This window comes from Meiothermus granaticius NBRC 107808 (assembly GCF_003574355.1).
In the GTDB taxonomy this organism is placed as follows: Bacteria; Deinococcota; Deinococci; order Deinococcales; family Thermaceae; genus Meiothermus; species Meiothermus granaticius.
Map to the genome: position 1 here is coordinate 13,653 of NZ_QWLB01000030.1, position 16,082 is coordinate 29,734.

Below are 16,082 nucleotides of genomic sequence, written 5' to 3' on the forward strand. Positions count from 1 at the left end.
AAGACAAAACTATAGGAGGCGCAAGGCCCTCAGGATAAAGATCAGCACGACTGCCCCCAGCACTCCCCACAGCAGCCCTAGCAGGCTAAAACTGCCGGCTGCCACCGCCCCGCCAATGTGTAAGACATCGCCGAACAGCCAGCGCCCCAGGGCTGAGCCCACAATTCCAATGACGATATTGGCCAGTGCACCCTGGCGGGCATCGGTTCCCATGAGCAGGCTGGCCAACCAACCAATCAAAGCCCCGACCAAAATAGCAATAATCCAACCCATATCCTGTGCTCCTTTCAGGCCCTTAGGGCGACTCGAGGAGCCTAGAGGGTGGGGCTGAGGCAGCGCTGAACCGCGGCTGAACTTCCCCTTGGCTGGGGTAGAATACCCTCAGCCGTTCTTCAGCTTGATCCCAAAAACTGTGCGAGATTCGGAGGGTTATGCAGCGCGTTTTAGTGATTGACGATGACTCGAGTGTGCGCAGCTTTCTCAAGCGAGGGTTATCGTATGAGGGGTATGCGGTGGACCTGGCCGAGAGCGGGGAGGCCGGTCTGGCCCAGGCCCGGATCCGCTACCCCGACCTGGTGATTCTGGATGTGATGATGCCGGGGATAGACGGCCTTGAGGTGCTTAGGCGGTTACGGGCAGCCGATGAGAAGCTGCCCATCATTATGCTGACCGCCCGCGATGCCCCCGAGGACCAGATTCATGGCCTCAACACCGGGGCCGACGACTACGTCACCAAACCCATCAGCTTCGAAGTGCTCATCGCTCGAGTGCGGAGCTTGTTGCGTCGTCACCAGGCGGAAGCCCCGAATGTGCTGCGCTTCTCCGACCTCGAGATGAACGCAGAGAGCTTCATGGTCAAGCGGGGGGGGCGCGAGATCACCCTGACCAGCCTCGAGTTTCGCCTGCTCCAGACCTTCCTGGAAAACCCCGAGCGGGTGACGAACAAACAGCTGCTGCTGGACAAGGTGTGGGGCACCGATTTCTTTGGGGATGCCAACGTGGTTGAGGTCTATGTTAAGCAACTCCGACAGAAGCTCGAGGCCGGGGGGGAACCCCGCTTGATCCAGACCATCCGTGGGGCAGGATATGTATTGCGCGAGCAATAAAGCCGATTGGGACCAGAAGGTAAGATAATCCTCATGGAGATGACCGCTGCGCAGTCCTTGCGCTACAAGCTCACCTACGCGGGGCATGCCGCTGGGGAGCAGCGCTTGCTGCTCGAGCCCCGCTCGGGAGGGGTGCGCCTGACCTTGGAGGCGCAGGTCGAGCTGCCCCTACCTAAAACCCGCCAGCGTTGGGAGAGCGAGCTAGACGCAGAGGGGTTGCCCAGGCGGTACCGCGAACGGGTGGAGGGCGGGGGGACCCGGGTGATGGAGGTGGAGTTCTCCAGGGAGGACGGCCTGGTCACGGTGAGCCAGGGCAAGGAGGACCTGGCCATTCCCTACCTCAGCGAGATGCACGATCCTCTCTCGCTGATCCTGGCGATAGGCGAGCTGGACCTCGAGGTCGGCGAGGTAGAGACCTTCCAGTTGGTTGGAGGCCGGGCGTATGTGGAGCGCCTTCCCGACCAATCCCTCAAACAGGCCGGGGATGCCGAGGAAAAACCGGTGCGGGTTTACCGCTTGCGCCCTGGCCTAAGCCTGCTCTATTTTGACGAGAAGGATTACCCCGTTCGGCTGACCCAGAAGGTGGGGGAGCATGTGTTTGAAGCCGAGCTGGTGGAGGTGCAGCGGCTGGAGTTTGGCGCTCGAGCGGAGAAGGGCCGGGGGGAGCGGGTTCGTGTGGTTGCGGGGGAGCCCGAGGGGGGAGCCCATAACCCCAGCCGCCGTCGCCGCCGCCGTAAGCGATACGGCTGATCGGGGGGATCCTCCTGGCTTTTGCCTCACGCGGCCATCCGGTATGCTGGCCCATAGCTCATGATCAGGTCTCCGGAACAACTGCGATCTCGTTTTGCCAACCGTCGGCCCACGCTCGAGTACGGGGATGCCCTCGAGACCGTGCGGGGCATCCTTCGCGCGGTCGAACAGGAAGGGGATGCTGCCCTTGACCGCATCAGCACCGAGCTGGATGGGTACCCCGTGCTAGAAATTCCCAAGCGGCAGTGGCGAGAGGCCTACGAGGCCCTCGATGCAGAGCTGCGCGATGGTCTCGAGACCGCCAAGGAGCGCATCGAGGCCTTTTATCGTCGGGAGCCCTGGGGCGGGTTCCTCGAGGCAGGCCCGGAGGGGGTGTTGGGGCAGCTGGTGCGCCCGCTTGACCGGGTTGGGGTGTATGTCCCCGGCGGCAGTGCCCCGCTCCTTTCCACCGTGTTGATGACGGTGGTCCCGGCCCAGGTGGCTGGGGTAGGGGAGACGGTTGTGGCGAGCCCACCGCAGGTGCATCCCGGTATCTTGGCCGCGGCTTGGGTGGCCGGGGCGGACCGGCTCTTCGCCATGGGGGGGGCCCAGGCCGTGGCCGCGCTGGCCTATGGCACCGAGCGGGTGCCCCGGGTGGACAAGATCATGGGGCCGGGGAATCGCTACGTGGTGTTGGCCAAGCGTGAGGTGTACGGCAGCGTGGGGATGGAGGGCTTGCCCGGCCCGACCGAAACCCTGATCATAGCCGATGCCTCCGCCGATCCCCGGCTGCTTGCGGCGGACTTGCTGGCCCAGGCCGAGCATGGCCCCGATTCCGAGGCCTGGTTGCTCTCGCCCCATCGGGAGCTTTTAGAGCGGGTCAGCGAGGAGCTCGAGCATCAGCTCTCGAGCCTTCCCCGGGCTGAGGTGGCCCGCAAAGCCCTGTCCAGAAGCGGATTGGTCCTGGTAGAGGACCTGGAGGAGGCCCTGGAGCTGGCTAACCTCTATGCCCCTGAGCACCTGTGCCTTTCCGTACACGATCCGCTCGAGCTGGTGGGCTGGGTGCGCAACGCGGGGGGAATTTTCCTGGGGGAGCACTCCTGCGAGGCCCTGGGGGACTACCTTGCCGGGCCCAGCCACGTGATGCCCACCTCGGCTACCGCCCGCTTTGGGGGAGGGCTGGCCCTGCGGGATTTTCTCAAGGTGATCCCGGTGGTGGGGCTCACCCAGAAGGCCGCGGCCCGGCTCTCGAGGCTGGGGGCCCGGATGGCTCGAGAAGAAGGCTTGGAAGCCCACGCCAGGGCCCTGGATCGGCGAACCAACCTGGACTAGAGCGCTCTCCTCAGGTGAGGCTTCGCCTCTGGCCGGGCCGATGCCTTAGCAGGATCGGGGCCGCCACCCCGACCCCGAACCAAAGATAGGCCATCCCCCCGCCGATAAAGAGGCTCGAGAGCGGGAACACCAGTGCGGCCAGGAACACCGCCCGGTTGGGGTTGCGGGTGAGGGCATAGGCCAGCCCTACCAGCAGGAGCCCAGCCCCCAAAAGGGATAGCTTGACCGCGAACAACGCCCCCACGGCTGGGGCCAGGCCTCGCCCTCCACGGCCCAGCAGCCACACGGAGTAACAGTGCCCGAGCACCGCAAAGGCCCCGGCCACCAAGCCCCCGTTGAGGTCTCGAGCCATAAACTCTCCTAGGGCTACCGCCATCAACCCCTTCATCCCCCCCAAAACCCCCACCAGCACGCCGGGAACCACACCCAGGGTGCGCCAAGCCCCTAGGGTTCCGAGGTCGCCTGACTCCTCAGTCATCAGGTTCTTGCCCTGCATCAGCCCGAACCAGTAAGCGAAGGGGAGCGAACCGAACAGATACCCGAGCAAGGCTGCATACAGAAGGGCCATGGCTTCTACCCTACCGCATTCGGAATCTGGGGGCGCTCTATCCTTGACGGTGGTGAGGTGGGTCCGTATACTTATGCGCATGCCTTTTCCCGGCTCATGGTTGTACTTCATCTGCTTAGGCTGTACTGTAGAGGCTTGTGTGGCCAAGTGCCCCGCCTCTGAGGTGAATGAATGAAAATCGTGCTTGCATACTCCGGCGGCTTGGATACCAGCATCATCCTGAAGTGGCTCATTGAGCACTATGGTGCCGAGGTAATTGCTTTTACCGCCGATATTGGTCAAGGGGAAGAGGTAGAGGAAGCCCGAGTCAAGGCCCTCAGAACCGGAGCAATCAAGGCCCAGGCCCTTGATCTGCGCGAGGAGTTTGTCCGCGATTTTGTGTTTCCGATGTTCCGCTCCGGCGCTTTGTATGAGGGGTACTACCTGCTGGGGACCTCGATTGCCCGACCCCTCATCGCCAAGCACCTGGTGCGCATCGCCCAGGAGGAAGGGGCCGAGGCCATCGCCCACGGCGCAACCGGCAAGGGCAATGACCAGGTGCGCTTCGAGCTCACGGCCTACTCGCTCAAGCCGGACATCCGGGTGATTGCGCCCTGGCGCGAATGGGAGTTTGTGGGGCGCCCGGAGATGATTGAATATGCGGCCAAGCACGGGATTCCAGTCCCGGCCACCCTCGAGAAACCCTACAGCGTGGATGCCAATCTGCTGCACAACTCCTTTGAGGGTGGGGTGTTGGAAGACCCCTGGGCTGAGCCGCCGGAGGGCATGTTTCGCCTGACCACCGACCCCCATATGGCCCCTGACCGTTACGAGTACCTCGAGGTGGAGTTCGTGGGGGGGAATCCGGTGGCGGTGAACGGAGAGAAGCTGGCGCCTGCCGCGCTCTTGGCCAAGCTCAACGAGATTGGGGGGCGCAATGGGATCGGGCGGATTGATTTGGTCGAGAACCGCTTTGTGGGGATGAAGTCGCGGGGGGTGTACGAAACCCCAGGCGGGACCCTGCTCTACCATGCCCGGCGCGCGGTGGAGAGCCTGACCGTAGACCGCGAGGTGTTGCACCAGCGCGATGGCCTGGCCTCGAAATATGCAGAGCTGGTCTACAATGGCTTCTGGTTCGCACCCGAGCGTGAGGCGCTGCAAAGCTATTTTGACCATGTGGCTCAGACCGTGACCGGCACGGCCCGGCTCAAGCTGTACCGGGGCAGTGTGATCACCGTAGGGCGCAAATCCCCGCTGAGCCTGTATGACAAGAGCCTGGTCAGCTTCGACGAGAAGGGGGGGTACAACCAGGCCGACGCCGATGGGTTCATCAAGCTGAACAGCCTGCGGCTGCGGGTACGGGCCAAGGCCCAGCCCAAGGATTGAGGAGGGGGGAAGTGCTCGAGATTCGCCCGGCTCTCCCCACCGATGCCGAGACCATCGCGGCCTTGGTGCGCCAGATCTGGGCGGGGCAGGTTGCCCCAGACTCCTCGGGGCACCGAGAAACCGCAGAGAGGGTTCAGGCCGACTTGGCGCGCGGGTATGTCTGGCTGGCGCAGACCGATGGGGTGGCGGTGGGTACGGTGCGGCTAACCCGCCACCCTCACGAGATTGGGGTATGGGAACTTCGGAGGCTCGGGGTGCGGAGGGAATACCGTAAAACCGGATTGGGGCAGCGGCTCATGGAGACCGCGCTGGAAAAGGCCATCGCCCTGGGGGCTCGAGAGGTCCGTTTGGCGGTTCGCTACGATCAACCGCGGCTGCTCGAGTGGTACACCCGGTTTGGCTTCGTCCAGGACCCCCAGCTGCGCTACAGCTCCCCCAACCCCCTCACCCCACCCCCCTTCATGCTGCGCAAGACCCTGGAGGTGAGCTCATGAGCCAGCGCACCTGGGGGGGGCGTTTTTCCGAAGCCCCCCATCGGCTGGCGCAGGAGTTCAATGCCTCCTGGAGCTTCGATCAACGCTTGGCCCTGGTGGATATCGAGGGGTCTTTGGCCCACGCGGCCATGCTGGCCCACCAGGGAATCCTTGGGCCTGAGGAGGAGGCCCAGATTCGCCAGGGTCTCCTCGAGGTGCGGCAGGAAATTCTAGAGGGCCGGTTTGAGTGGCGCGAGGCCTTGGAGGATGTTCACATGAACATCGAGACCCGCCTGATCGAGCGGATTGGCCCGGTAGGGGGCAAGCTGCACACCGCGCGCAGCCGCAATGACCAGGTGGCCACGGATCTGCGGCTATGGCTGCGTGGGGAGCTCAGCTCGATTCTGGCCGAGCTGGGGGTGCTGCGCCGGGTGCTGGTTCAGGAGGCGGGGCGCTTCCTCGAGCCCCCCCTGATCCTCCCCGGGTACACCCATACTCAGCGGGCCATGCCGGTGCTGCTCTCGCACTGGTTCCTGGCCTATTACGAGATGATCTCGCGGGATGCCGGTCGCCTTCAGGACGCCCTCGACCGCCTCAACGAGTCGCCTTTAGGTGCGGCGGCTCTGGCCGGTACGGGGTTTCCGATTGACCGCCACCTCACCGCACAAACCCTGGGCTTCACCCGCCCCATGCGCAACTCGCTGGACGCGGTGGGTTCGCGCGATTTTGCCCTCGAGGCCCTGGCGGCTCTGGCCATCGCCCAGCTCACCCTTTCCCGCTTGGCCGAGGAGATTGTCCTTTACAGCAGCTTTGAGTTTGGCTTCCTGACCCTGCCCGACGCCTTCAGCACGGGCTCCTCGATCATGCCGCAGAAGAAAAACGCCGACCACGCGGAGCTGATCCGGGGTAAGGCGGGACGCGTGCTGGGCAGCTTCGTGGCCCTAGCCACGGTGCTTAAGGGCCTGCCGCTGGCTTACAACAAGGACCTGCAAGAGGACAAGGAACCGCTTTTCGATGCCTGCGACACCTACCGAGCCTCGGTGAAGCTGCTGGCCGCGATGCTTCCGGGGCTCCAGTGGCACCCTGAGCCGATGGCTAAAGCCGCGGAATCGGGGTTCTCGCTAGCCACGGAGCTTGCGGACTACTTGGCGGAAAAGGGTGTGCCCTTCCGCGAAGCCCATCACGTGGTGGGGCGGGTGGTGCGCCATTGTCTGGAACAGGGCAAAGAGCTGCGCGATCTCAGCTTGAGCGAACTGCAGGGCTTTCACCCCGCTTACCAAGCCGATGCCCTCGAGCTCACCCGGCTCGAGACCGCCATTCACCGACGACGCTCCTACGGGGGAACCGCGCCGGAAGCAGTGCAAGAAGCCTTGAAGGCGGCTAAGAAAGAGCTTGTGTAGGGGTGCATGACCTGCGCCCGCTGGGAGCGAGAGACGAATGAGCAGCATCATCGAACTGGGAACGGTCCTTCTGCCGCGAGTGCGCTGGGATGCGGGGGTTGAGCTGCGCAAGGCCCGCATGGCCGATGTAGAGCCCATCTACACCCTGATCAAATACTGGGCGGAGCGCGGATTAATGCTGGTGCGCAGCCACAATCACCTCTACGAAAACCTGCGCGATTTTTTTGTTTTGGAGGATGAGGATGGGCAGATTGTGGGCTCGGGGGCGCTTCATCTTTTGTGGCATGACATCGCTGAGGTGCGAGGTCTGGCCATTCACCCCGACCGGCAGGGGCAGGGTTTGGGGCGCTGGCTGGCCCTGGCGGCTGAGCGCGAAGCCAAGGATCTGGGGGTTCCACAAATCTTTGCCTGGACGCTCCAGGTTAAGTTTTTTACTGCGCTCGGTTATGGGGTGACCACCCGCGAGAACCTGCCCCCGAAGGTCTTCCAGGAATGCAGCGCCTGCCCCTTCTACGACAACTGCCGAGAGATTGGGGTGACCAAGGTACTCGACCCTCAGCGAGCCTTTAAGCACCCGGTGCGGTGAGCAGAGGGGCGGTGCGGGTATGACCTGCGGTGAGGGAGGCGCTGGGGAATAGAATCAGAGTATGGGACTCCTTACCGATTACCTCGCTGCCCTCCTCAAGCAAGCCCAGTACCGCCCCGGCGAAGGGGGATACCTGGAAGGCACCCTTCCCGAAATCGGGGGTTTATTGGTGCGGGGGCGCAGCTTTGAGGAATGCCGCGAGCGTTTGCAAAACGAGCTCGAGCTGTGGCTGGCCAAGAGCCTGCTGGCCCATCAGCCGCTGCCTGAGCTAGGGGGAGCGGGGGCTGCCCTGCAACAACTGGCCCTCGAGACCACCCCCTCTACCAACCCGACCGAGCAAGTCATCCTCAAGACGGTGCGCACCATCCTCGAGGAGCTGCGGGCCCAGCGCCGCGGAGGGCGGCCCGAGGATCGCCCCCCATCCCAGCCGCAAGCCCAGCCCCCACGCCAGGAGCCCAAGCGCCCTTCTACCCGGGTCTCGGACTACGTGAGCGAGGTGGGGCTCGGGCTCCAGGTAAGCCGCAACGGCGGCAACGAGGTCGAGGAGAAGATCCTGGAGCGGGTCAGCAGTTTCTTGGGGGAGCGTTTCGCTGCGCTCGAGGGCCTCTACGAGAAACTCAAGGTGGCCGCCACCAAGGGGGGTGGGGAGTTTCAGTACTCGCTGGCTTCGGCCAGCCAAAACGATATCGGGATTGTCACCCAGTTCTGCACGGTGCTCAAGGAGACCGGTTTTCTCAAGAGCTATACCTATAGCTCCAAGCAGCGGCGGATTTACGGGCGCCTCACCGCCGAAGGGCGGATGAACAATTTTCTGACCGGGGGGTGGCTCGAGCGCTATGCCAAGAGCGTGGTGCAACTGGCCCTCCGGCGGCGCAACCTGCCCCATGATCTGCTGGCCAATCCGGTGCTGATCTACCCCAACGGGGACCGCTTCGAGGTGGACTTGCTGGCCCGCACCCCCAGTAAGTTCTTGATGCTCGAGTGCAAAACCGGCAACTACGATGTGGCGCTGGAGCGCCACCAGCGCATCGCCCAAGACCTGCGCATTCCCGCCAAGCAACTCATCTATGTGCTTTTGGGGATTCCCGAACAGGTCCTGGACGAGCTTAAGAATCAGTGGGGCTTCACCTTTGCCAACGAGAAAACCCTGGAGGTAGAGCTAGAGAAGCTTCTAACCTGACCCCGCTTACGTATATAAATGCAGAAAGTTCGTATACTCTGGAGCTTGGGATGAAAGAGCGCGCGGTGTTGGTCTTAGAAGATGGGACGGTGTATCACGGCTATGCCTTCGGACACCGGGGTAAGAACGTAGGCGAGGTGGTCTTTAACACCGCCCAGACCGGCTACCAGGAAATCCTCACCGACCCCAGTTACAACGGGCAGATCGTGGTCATGACCTATCCCCATCAAGGTAACTATGGGGTCAACGTTTTTGATATGGAGTCCAATCGCCCTTGGGTGCGTGGTTTCGTGGCCAAGGAGTTCAGCACCTACGCGGCAGGTCCCCGGGCGCAGCAGAGTCTGGCTGAGTTCATGAGCGAGTACGGGGTGGTGGGCCTGGAGGGCATAGATACCCGGGCCCTGGTGCGCAAAATCCGCGAGGGCGGGGTGATGAAGGGGGTGATTGCCCATGCCAGCGCTTTTGGCTCCCCCACCCACCGTTTCAGCCCAGCCGATACCGATGCGCTGCGCGAGGAGGCCCGGAAGTGGACCGATATTGACGGGCGTGACATGACCCCGGAGGTCTCCACCCCGCTGCCCTATCAGTTTCCTACCTTCAAGGGCCGCCGCCGGGTGGTGGTGATGGATTTTGGCATTAAGCATGCCCAGATGCGCTACATGGCCGAGATGGGCTTTGAGCTGATTGTGGTGCCGGGCAAGACCAGTCCGGCCCAGATCATGGCTTTAGAGCCCCACGGCCTATTCGTTTCCAATGGCCCTGGCGACCCCTCTATGCCCCGCTATGCCCACGCCACCCTGTGGAAGCTGATGGGTTTGGTGCCTACCTTCGGCATCTGCTTGGGGCATCAGCTCCTGGGTTTGGCTGCTGGGGGGCGCACCTTCAAGCTCAAGTTTGGGCATCGGGGGGCCAATCACCCGGTCAAGAACCTGCTGACCGGCAAGGTGGAGATCACCAGCCAAAACCACGGCTATGCGGTAGACCCGGAAAGCCTCGAGGAGTTCCAACCCACCCACATCAATCTGAATGATGGAACCCTGGAGGGCATGGCCCACCTGCGGTATCCGGTGTTCAGCGTGCAGTATCACCCCGAGGCCTGCCCGGGCCCGCACGACTCGCTCTATTTATTTCAACGCTTCCTCGAGGAAGTGGACGCCTTCAATGGCTTGACCGGCCTGCCGGTCGAGAAGCAACGAACGGATAAACTGGGGGTTTGAGGGGGGGAAAGGCCAAAGCCGCTCTAAGCCCCAATTCACGTAACCAACCGGCATAAACGGTACACTGGCTTTCGTGTACGCGCTCTCTCAGGCTTGGCGCTCGCTGAGTCAGCACCTGACCAGCACCCTGGCTACGTTCTTTACCGCACTGGTATCGTTTTCCCTGCTGTTTCTGTTGGGGTTGGTGCTGTGGAACCTCGACCGTGTGGTGGCCTCCCTCGAGGGGGAGCTCGAGGTGGCGGCTTTTCTCAAGCCGGAGGCCGATGCTCAGGCGCTTCTGGCCCAGATCAAGACCTGGCCTGAGGTGGCCCAGGTCAACCTACAAACCAAGGAAGAGGCCCTGGCCACGCTTCAGCTTGATTACCCCTACCTGGCTCAGGCCCGGGAGTTCATCCAGAACCCACTGCCCGACACCCTGCGGCTCAAGCTCTCCGACCCCCAAAAGGTGCGCGAGGTGGGGCGGCGGCTCGAGCGCCTCAATGGCGTGGACAGCGTGGAGTATGGCGGTACCCTCACCGAGCAATTGGTGCGGGTACTTACGGGACTGCGGGTTGCGGTCAACATCCTAATCGTACTGCTCTTGTTGGACACCCTTTTCAGCGTGATGGGGACCATCCGCCTGTCCATCGAGAACCGTCGCGATGAGCTGCGGGTGATGCAGCTGGTGGGGGCTACCCGTCGTTTCATACAGGGCCCCTTTGTGGCTGAGGGGATTCTCTTGACCCTGGCCGCTAGTCTGCTGGCCTTGATCCTGGGGGCGCTTTCCTATCGCTTTTTGGCCGCAGCCCTGCAAAACCTCTTGCCGTTTGTGCCGGTGCTGAGCCAGAGCGATCTCATCCGAGCCTCAGCCGCGATGGTGCTCCTGGCCTTGCTTTTGGGGGCTATGGGGGCGTTTATCGCCAGCCGGGCCAATCTGCGGGAGGCGGATTTGTGAAGGGAGTCTGGAAAAGCACCCTCTTGGGGCTGGGCTTGGCCTTGGTCTTGTGCATGGGGCCGGCTTGGGCTCAGTCTCTGAGTGAGCTCCAGCAGCAAGCCCAGGAAAACCAGCGTCTGCAACAGCAACAGCAGGCCCGTATTGCCCAGCTTAACCGCGACCTGGCCAACCTAGATGCAGCCACGGCTCAGCAGCTTGGCAAGCTGCGCGGCCTCGAGGCCCAGATCACCCAGCTCGAGCGGGAGAAGGCCGCGCTTACCGCCCAGATCACCAGCCTGGATAACCAGCGCAAGGATACGGAGGCGCGGATTGCCCTGCTGGAACAACAGCTCGAGGGGCTCAAAGCCCGGCTCTCTACCATGCTTCAAAGCTTGTACCGCGAGAAAGCGGGCCGGTATTTGCCGCTGTTGCGGGCCCAGTCCTTCACCGACCTGGCCGTGCGCACCCGTTGGGTGGGTCGGCTGGGCCAGCATCAAACCGACCTGATGGACCAGATCACCACCACCGTGAGGCAGCTTAACGACGAGCGCACCCGATTGCAGCTGCTGGTCAAGGACTTGAGCGATAAGCGCCAGGCCCGGGCAGAGCGCATCCAGGCCCTCAATCAAAACCGGGCCTCAGTGCAGGTGACCCTGGCCAGCCTGAAGCAACAGAAGGCTGGACGGCAGGTTTTGCTGCGCGAGACCCTGGTGGCCCAGGCCCAGCTGCAAGCCGATTTACAAAGCTTGCGGGCCCGCATCACCGCTGAGTTGCGCCGAATTGAAGAGGAGCGCCGACGGGCTGAGGAGGCCCGGCGCCAGGCTGAACTCCGGCGACAAGCGGAGCTGCGCCGTCAGCAACAACAGCAACAGGCCAACGCCCGTCCCCGAGACACCGCCCCCGATTCCGCCCCGGTGCCCCGGGAGCTGGTGGGTTCGCTGCAGTTCCCCGTACAGGGGGGGCGGGTGGCTGAGGCCTATGGTGCAGGGGGCAATGACTGGCAGACCATTCAGGGTTCGGAGCCCTCGAGCCTGGTCGCCGCCGCCGCCAATGGGGTGGTGATTGATAGCCTGTATATCGCCAACCTGGGCTGGACCCTCACCATTCGCCACAGCGAGAACGTGGCCACCCAGTATGTGAACCTCTCGGAACCTCGAGTCTCGGTGGGAGAGCGGGTATACCGGGGGCAGATCATCGGGAACACCGGTGGGGGGGTGTTGATCCCCAGCGATGAGATGTGGTTCCGGGTGATCGTGATCAGCAGCGATGGGTTTCGCTACGTAGACCCCTCGAGGTATTACTGACCCAGTGTCAGGATTTGGCCAGCTGCACCTTCAAATCGGATCGGCGCTCGGCTACACTAGGCTTAGCCAACCTGCGAGCGGAGGTTGAATGGCCCGGAGGCCAGGAATGCATGTTTTTGTCTTAGGCGATGTCTCGGTAGACCTGATCTATTTCCTTGATCGAATCCCCGAACCGGGGGAGGAGGTGCCCTCGAGCCGGGCTCTGATGATGCCGGGTGGGGCTGGAGGCACCCTGGCGGCCCATCTGGCCAGTCTGGGCCACCGGGTTTGGCTTGCCAGCCGGGTGGGCCATGACCCCTTCGCTGAGGTGGCCCTGAGCCAGCTGCGCCGGGTGGGGGTGGACCTCAAGTACCTGCAGAGCGATCCCGAGCAAAACACCTCCTCGGTGCTGATTCTGCTGCTGCCCGGCGGGGAACGTTCGATGGTTTCCGCGGGTGGGGCCAGCCGCTATCTCGACCCTGCCCTGTTCAAGCCCCGGTTTCTGGAGGGTATGGAGGCCCTGGTGCTCTCGGCATATGCCCTGGTAGGGGGGCCGCAGCGCCAGTACGCCATGAGCGTGCTCGAGGCGGCCCGAAAGCGGGGCTTGCCTATCTTCGCCGACCTGGGCACCGGTGCGGTGCGTTCGGCGGGGCGGGAGCTTTTAGACCTTCTGCACGACGTGCCCTACCTTCTGATGAACCAACAAGAGCTCCTGGCCTTGACCGAGAAACCCTCGATCAGCGAGGGGGTGGCCGAGCTGAGGGGCTGGGGCTTGGAGAATGTGGTGGTCAAGGTGGGGGCCTTGGGCAGCATCGTGATCACCCCCAAGCGCCAGGAGCTGATTGAGCCCTATGTGCTCGAGCATGCGGTGGACACCACCGGCGCAGGGGACGCTTTCACGGCGGCCTTTGCCCACGCCATCATGGAGGGGAAAGACCCCTTTACGAGCGCCCGCATTGGCAACCTGGCCGGGTCGTTGGCGGCCAGTGCGGTGGGGGCCCAGGGCCATCTGATCACCGTGCAGGACTTGCTGCAGGAGAAGTAGTGATCAGCTTTTGAAGTGGGTTCGTAAGGAGCGCAACAGCTCGAGGCCGCTGGCCCCGCTTTTTTCCGGGTGAAACTGGGGGGCCACCACATTACCGTGGGCATAGACCGCGGTGTAAGGGGTGCCGTCGTACACGGAAATGCCGATGCTGCCCTCAACCACCGGGGCATAGTAGGAGTGCACGAAGTAGAAATACCGCTCGGAGAGCCCCTCGAGCCACCCGCTAAACTCCACCGTGTTCCAGCCCATCTGGGGCACCCGCGGGGCCCGGAAGCGCCGTACCGTGCCCGGAATCAGGCCTAGCCCAGGCACCTCAGGGGCTTCCTCGGAGGCTTCAAACAAAATTTGCATCCCCACGCAGATGCCCAGAAACGGCTTACCCCTGGCGATATGCTCCCGTACTCCTTCTTCGAACCCCGAATGCAAGAAGGAGCGCATCACCTGACCGAAATGCCCCTGTCCAGGCAGCACCAGCAGGTCGTGGCTGCGGGCCTCAGCCGGGTTGGCCGAGAGGGTGACGGTGAATCCGGCTGCTTCCAACCCTTTGGCCGCCGAGCGCAGATTGCCTGAGCCGTAGTCAATGAGTAGGGTTTTCATGCGGACCCCCTCACAACACCTCCTTGGTGCTGGGGAGGTCGGTGCGCGTCACCCGGGTGGCTGCGTACAGGGCCCGGGCCAGGGCTTTGAAGGTGGCCTCGATCACGTGGTGGGCTTCCCGTCCAGCCAAAACCCGCACGTGCAGGGTTAGCCCGGCGTGGTTGACCAGCCCCCGCAGGAACTCGCGCAGGTGGTAGGCGTTGACCCCGCCGGCGGCCCCCTCGAGCCCGAGTTCCTCCGGTACAAAGGCCAGGTGAGGGCGGCCAGAGAGGTCCAGCACCACATTGACCAGGGTCTCGTCCATGGGCACACTGGCCTCGCCGTAGCGTTCCAGGCCCCGCCCATCCCCCATCGCCTGTTTGAGGGCCATCCCCAAGGTGATGCCCAGGTCTTCGACCAGGTGGTGCACATCCACCTCGAGGTCGCCCTTGGCGGTCACCTCGAGGCCAAACCTCGAGTGCCGGGCCAGGGCGTAGAGCATGTGATCGAGAAAGGGCAGACCGGTCCCCACCGAGCTGAAGGGGGCCCCGTCGAGCTGGAGGGTGAGCCGAATTTGGGTCTCGGCGGTGTTGCGTTCAACCGTGGCGCTACGCATGGGAAACCTCAGGAAGGGCCAGGGCCGCCTCTAGGAAGCGGGTGTTCTCCTCCGGGGTCCCGATGGAGACCCGGATGCAGCCCTCGAGGCCGAAGTAGTGATCCTGGCGACGCACCAGGATGCCCCGCGCGAGCAGTCCTTGGTAGGCCGCAGCGGCATCGGGGGTGCGGATCAGGAAGAAGTTGGTCTGAGAGGGATAGACCTTCCAACTCGGATGCTCTTGGAGTGCAGCGTACACTCGCTCGCGCTCGGCCACCAGGGTCTGCACCACCCCACGGGTGTACTCCGGGTGCTCGAGCACGGTGAGGAGGATGGCCGCAGTATGGGCAGGGACTCCGAAGGGGGGTAGAAAGTTCTGGACGACCGCGCAGACTTCGGTAGATCCCAGCAGATACCCTGCCCGAATCCCCCCCAGCCCCCAGGCTTTGGAGAAGGTGCGCAGCAGGGCGACGTGGGGGTTGGTGCGGGCTAGCTCGAGGTGGTCGCTGCCGGAGAACTGCTGATAGGCCTCATCCAACACCAGCAACCCACCGGTTTCTCGAGCCTGGTGAGCCAGAACGGCAACCTCGGAAGCGGGGAACAGCCGCCCGGTCGGGGCATGGGGGTTGGGTAGAAAGACCAGGGCCGGCTCGCCCTTCATGGCCTGGGATAGCCCTTCGGTGGGCAGGGTAAACTCTGGGCCCAAGGGAACCTGCTGGTAAGGGGCGGCCTGCATCTTGGCCGAGAACGCATAGTGAGGAAAAGTGGGGGCGGTGTCTACGACCCGATTGGCGGCTTGTACCAGGGCCTGGATCAGCAGGTTGGAGCCTGGGCTGACCACCAACCCCTCAGGGGGCCAGCCCAGCCCCTCGGCGAGCTTGGCCCGCACCTCGTCCGCATGAAGCGAGGGGTAGCGGTTCCAGTGGAGCCCCTCGAGCCGCCGAAGCGCCTGTTGCTTCAGCTCGGGAGGTAAGTCGTAAGGGCTTTCGTTCTGGTCGAGCTTGATGGGGGCATCCACCGCCCGATAGGGATAGCTCGCCAGACCTCGCAGGTGGGGTTTGAAAGCGTTCACGAGTTTGATTGTCAGGGCTCGAGGGGTGGGGGTCAAGAGCGGAGCGAGCCCTGCTTCCCCCGGATTGAGGCGGTCTTGACGTACCCCCTCGGGGTAGCTTATGGTGACCGCGGGTCGTTTTGTTCCATCCTTAACCAAGCGCATTGCCCGTGGAAGCTCTTCAAGCGACCTGAGTGGTTCTCTCTATACACCCTGGAGGTATGTATGTGGGAAGGTTTTAAGAACTTCATTCTGCGCGGCAACGTGATTGACCTGGCGGTGGCGGTGGTGATTGGGGCTGCTTTCACCCAGATTGTGGATGCCCTGGTCAATGGGCTGATCAACCCCCTCCTAACCCTGGGCCTGCCCCCTCAGCTCAAGTCCATCGAGAACGCCTGGTTGATTGGCCCCTTCAAATTTGGCTTGATCGTCTCCGCGATCATCAGCTTTTTGGCCAAAGCTGCGGTGGTGTACTTCTTCATCGTCCGTCCCTTTCAAAGCTTTGCGGCTCGCTTCACCCCTCCCCCCGCTCCTGCCGCTACCCCGGAGGATGTGCTGCTGCTGCGGGAAATCCGCGATACCCTCAAGGGCCAGAGCCGCTGAGCCAGGAAACCAGAAGCCGGGCAGGGCCCGGCTTTTTTTAAGCCCGTGAGCAGCCGGGGT

At 63.3% G+C, this 16,082-nt stretch carries 18 protein-coding genes; 13 read left to right on the plus strand and 5 right to left on the minus strand.

Annotated elements, in window-relative coordinates:
• Positions 1-9 precede the first annotated feature (9 nt).
• Positions 10-273: a GlsB/YeaQ/YmgE family stress response membrane protein gene (locus Mgrana_RS11160; protein WP_119357691.1), complete on the minus strand. Its 264-nt coding sequence runs from the start codon at positions 271-273 to the stop codon at positions 10-12.
• A gap of 158 nt (positions 274-431) precedes the next feature.
• Between Mgrana_RS11160 and Mgrana_RS11165 the strand changes: the two genes are divergently transcribed.
• From Mgrana_RS11165 to hisD, 3 genes are read left to right on the plus strand one after another with little or no spacing between them, the layout of a single operon-like run.
• Complete coding sequence (locus tag Mgrana_RS11165; protein WP_119357692.1) at positions 432-1,106, plus strand: response regulator transcription factor; 675 nt, start codon at positions 432-434, stop codon at positions 1,104-1,106.
• Positions 1,107-1,139: 33 nt separating this feature from the next.
• A complete protein-coding gene (locus tag Mgrana_RS11170) occupies positions 1,140-1,856 on the plus strand; it encodes a DUF3108 domain-containing protein (protein ID WP_371862077.1) in 717 nt (238 codons plus the stop codon).
• A 60-nt stretch (positions 1,857-1,916) separates the two neighbouring features.
• Positions 1,917-3,167: a histidinol dehydrogenase gene (gene hisD / locus Mgrana_RS11175; protein WP_119357693.1), complete on the plus strand. Its 1,251-nt coding sequence runs from the start codon at positions 1,917-1,919 to the stop codon at positions 3,165-3,167.
• A gap of 10 nt (positions 3,168-3,177) precedes the next feature.
• Here the strand turns inward: hisD and Mgrana_RS11180 are convergent, their stop codons facing one another.
• Positions 3,178-3,735, minus strand: a complete 558-nt coding sequence (locus tag Mgrana_RS11180) for a glycerol-3-phosphate acyltransferase (RefSeq protein ID WP_119357694.1) — start codon at positions 3,733-3,735, stop codon at positions 3,178-3,180.
• A 171-nt stretch (positions 3,736-3,906) separates the two neighbouring features.
• On the opposite strand from Mgrana_RS11180, the gene Mgrana_RS11185 reads away from it, so the two are divergent.
• From Mgrana_RS11185 to Mgrana_RS11225, 9 genes are all read left to right on the plus strand, one after another.
• Complete coding sequence (locus tag Mgrana_RS11185) at positions 3,907-5,100, plus strand: argininosuccinate synthase (protein WP_119357695.1); 1,194 nt, start codon at positions 3,907-3,909, stop codon at positions 5,098-5,100.
• A gap of 11 nt (positions 5,101-5,111) precedes the next feature.
• Entirely contained in the window at positions 5,112-5,594 is a 483-nt protein-coding gene (locus tag Mgrana_RS11190; RefSeq protein ID WP_119357696.1) for a GNAT family N-acetyltransferase, read from the plus strand.
• Positions 5,591-6,973 carry an argininosuccinate lyase gene (gene argH, locus Mgrana_RS11195; protein WP_119357697.1) on the plus strand — a complete coding sequence of 461 codons (1,383 nt, stop codon included), beginning with the start codon at positions 5,591-5,593 and terminating at the stop codon, positions 6,971-6,973. Before Mgrana_RS11190 ends, argH begins: the two co-directional genes overlap by 4 nt.
• Positions 6,974-7,010: 37 nt before the next feature.
• Positions 7,011-7,559, plus strand: coding sequence for an N-acetyltransferase (locus Mgrana_RS11200; RefSeq protein WP_119357698.1), 549 nt, complete (start codon positions 7,011-7,013; stop codon positions 7,557-7,559).
• A gap of 61 nt (positions 7,560-7,620) precedes the next feature.
• Complete coding sequence (locus tag Mgrana_RS11205; protein WP_119357699.1) at positions 7,621-8,739, plus strand: type II toxin-antitoxin system HicB family antitoxin; 1,119 nt, start codon at positions 7,621-7,623, stop codon at positions 8,737-8,739.
• A gap of 50 nt (positions 8,740-8,789) precedes the next feature.
• Positions 8,790-9,956 carry a glutamine-hydrolyzing carbamoyl-phosphate synthase small subunit gene (gene carA, locus Mgrana_RS11210; RefSeq protein ID WP_119357700.1) on the plus strand — a complete coding sequence of 389 codons (1,167 nt, stop codon included), beginning with the start codon at positions 8,790-8,792 and terminating at the stop codon, positions 9,954-9,956.
• A gap of 73 nt (positions 9,957-10,029) precedes the next feature.
• On the plus strand, positions 10,030-10,890 hold the full coding sequence (locus tag Mgrana_RS11215) for a cell division protein FtsX (protein WP_119357701.1): 861 nt from the start codon (positions 10,030-10,032) through the stop codon (positions 10,888-10,890).
• Complete coding sequence (locus Mgrana_RS11220) at positions 10,887-12,173, plus strand: murein hydrolase activator EnvC family protein (RefSeq protein ID WP_240631345.1); 1,287 nt, start codon at positions 10,887-10,889, stop codon at positions 12,171-12,173. Before Mgrana_RS11215 ends, Mgrana_RS11220 begins: the two co-directional genes overlap by 4 nt.
• Positions 12,174-12,279: 106 nt before the next feature.
• Positions 12,280-13,197 carry a carbohydrate kinase family protein gene (locus Mgrana_RS11225; protein ID WP_119357702.1) on the plus strand — a complete coding sequence of 306 codons (918 nt, stop codon included), beginning with the start codon at positions 12,280-12,282 and terminating at the stop codon, positions 13,195-13,197.
• A gap of 3 nt (positions 13,198-13,200) precedes the next feature.
• Here the strand turns inward: Mgrana_RS11225 and hisH are convergent, their stop codons facing one another.
• From hisH to Mgrana_RS11240, 3 genes are read right to left on the minus strand one after another with little or no spacing between them, the layout of a single operon-like run.
• Complete coding sequence (gene hisH / locus Mgrana_RS11230) at positions 13,201-13,794, minus strand: imidazole glycerol phosphate synthase subunit HisH (RefSeq protein ID WP_119357703.1); 594 nt, start codon at positions 13,792-13,794, stop codon at positions 13,201-13,203.
• Between the two features lie 10 nt (positions 13,795-13,804).
• Positions 13,805-14,389, minus strand: a complete 585-nt coding sequence (gene hisB / locus Mgrana_RS11235) for an imidazoleglycerol-phosphate dehydratase HisB (RefSeq protein WP_119357704.1) — start codon at positions 14,387-14,389, stop codon at positions 13,805-13,807.
• Positions 14,382-15,440: a pyridoxal phosphate-dependent aminotransferase gene (locus tag Mgrana_RS11240; protein WP_119357721.1), complete on the minus strand. Its 1,059-nt coding sequence runs from the start codon at positions 15,438-15,440 to the stop codon at positions 14,382-14,384. Before Mgrana_RS11240 ends, hisB begins: the two co-directional genes overlap by 8 nt.
• Positions 15,441-15,644: 204 nt before the next feature.
• On the opposite strand from Mgrana_RS11240, the gene mscL reads away from it, so the two are divergent.
• Positions 15,645-16,022, plus strand: a complete 378-nt coding sequence (gene mscL / locus Mgrana_RS11245; RefSeq protein ID WP_119357705.1) for a large conductance mechanosensitive channel protein MscL — start codon at positions 15,645-15,647, stop codon at positions 16,020-16,022.
• The last annotated feature ends 60 nt before the right edge of the window (positions 16,023-16,082 follow it).

What these genes read in the sequence shown, in the direction of transcription:
- Mgrana_RS11160 (WP_119357691.1), bottom strand. Translation starts at nt 273, where the DNA reads ATGGGTTGGATTATTGCTATTTTGGTCGGGGCTTTGATTGGTTGGTTG.
- hisD (WP_119357693.1), top strand. Translation starts at nt 1,917, where the DNA reads ATGATCAGGTCTCCGGAACAACTGCGATCTCGTTTTGCCAACCGTCGG.
- Mgrana_RS11225 (WP_119357702.1), top strand. Translation starts at nt 12,280, where the DNA reads ATGCATGTTTTTGTCTTAGGCGATGTCTCGGTAGACCTGATCTATTTC.
- Mgrana_RS11165 (WP_119357692.1), top strand. Translation starts at nt 432, where the DNA reads ATGCAGCGCGTTTTAGTGATTGACGATGACTCGAGTGTGCGCAGCTTT.
- mscL (WP_119357705.1), top strand. Translation starts at nt 15,645, where the DNA reads ATGTGGGAAGGTTTTAAGAACTTCATTCTGCGCGGCAACGTGATTGAC.
- argH (WP_119357697.1), top strand. Translation starts at nt 5,591, where the DNA reads ATGAGCCAGCGCACCTGGGGGGGGCGTTTTTCCGAAGCCCCCCATCGG.
- hisH (WP_119357703.1), bottom strand. Translation starts at nt 13,794, where the DNA reads ATGAAAACCCTACTCATTGACTACGGCTCAGGCAATCTGCGCTCGGCG.
- Mgrana_RS11200 (WP_119357698.1), top strand. Translation starts at nt 7,011, where the DNA reads ATGAGCAGCATCATCGAACTGGGAACGGTCCTTCTGCCGCGAGTGCGC.
- carA (WP_119357700.1), top strand. Translation starts at nt 8,790, where the DNA reads ATGAAAGAGCGCGCGGTGTTGGTCTTAGAAGATGGGACGGTGTATCAC.
- Mgrana_RS11180 (WP_119357694.1), bottom strand. Translation starts at nt 3,735, where the DNA reads ATGGCCCTTCTGTATGCAGCCTTGCTCGGGTATCTGTTCGGTTCGCTC.
- Mgrana_RS11185 (WP_119357695.1), top strand. Translation starts at nt 3,907, where the DNA reads ATGAAAATCGTGCTTGCATACTCCGGCGGCTTGGATACCAGCATCATC.
- Mgrana_RS11170 (WP_371862077.1), top strand. Translation starts at nt 1,140, where the DNA reads ATGGAGATGACCGCTGCGCAGTCCTTGCGCTACAAGCTCACCTACGCG.
- hisB (WP_119357704.1), bottom strand. Translation starts at nt 14,389, where the DNA reads ATGCGTAGCGCCACGGTTGAACGCAACACCGCCGAGACCCAAATTCGG.
- Mgrana_RS11205 (WP_119357699.1), top strand. Translation starts at nt 7,621, where the DNA reads ATGGGACTCCTTACCGATTACCTCGCTGCCCTCCTCAAGCAAGCCCAG.